This is a genomic window from Bacillus sp. DHT2 (genome assembly GCF_026241455.1).
In the GTDB taxonomy this organism is placed as follows: domain Bacteria; phylum Bacillota; class Bacilli; order Bacillales; family Bacillaceae_G; genus Bacillus_A; species Bacillus_A pseudomycoides.
Map to the genome: position 1 here is coordinate 1 of NZ_JAPHWH010000072.1, position 645 is coordinate 645.

General features: G+C 33.2%; 1 protein-coding gene. It reads right to left on the reverse strand.

Annotated features, from left to right (window positions below):
* On the reverse strand, nt 1-580 hold a 580-nt coding region (locus ORL93_RS31665; protein ID WP_265960348.1), incomplete at its 3' end, for a recombinase family protein.
* Nucleotides 581-645: the final 65 nt, after the last annotated feature.

A 645-nucleotide genomic window follows, 5' to 3' on the forward strand; every position in this document is an offset into this window, starting at 1 on the left:
TTTCCTCATTCTTTTGTACTTGCTTGTGTTCTCGTATGTATCGGTACAGTGTTGCTTGGCTAATGCCAGTCATATCTATAATTTCTCGAATACTATATTGCTCTGACTTATATAAATTTAATGCCTTCTGAATATAGATATCTTTAATACGAGGACGACCACCAACCCTTCCTCTTGCTCTTGCACTTACAAGACCTTCTTGTGTTCGTTGAGCAATCAAGTCTCTTTCAAACTGGCTGAATGCCTGAAATACTGTTAACATCAATTTGCCTTGCGGTGTATTAGTATCAAATTGTTCTTTGATACTAATTAGCTTAACTCCTTTATTCTCAAAAAAATCAACAAGTTCAATTAAATCTTTGGTGCTTCTTCCTAATCTAGAAAAGCTTTCTATAACTAATGTATCACCAGGTCTAATTTTATCTTTTAATCGAGTAAGCTCTGGACGATTACTTTTCGTACCTGTTATTTTTTCAGTTAAAATTTCAGTGCAGTTATAATTTTGAAGCATGTCTAGCTGACGAATCAAATCTTGTTGTTGGGTACTTACTCGTGCATAACCATAAATGTATGAATTCATAAAATCACCTAACCTTTACATGATAATCTTATCATAAAGGGAGGTTAAAGTTAATTTGATTTTGA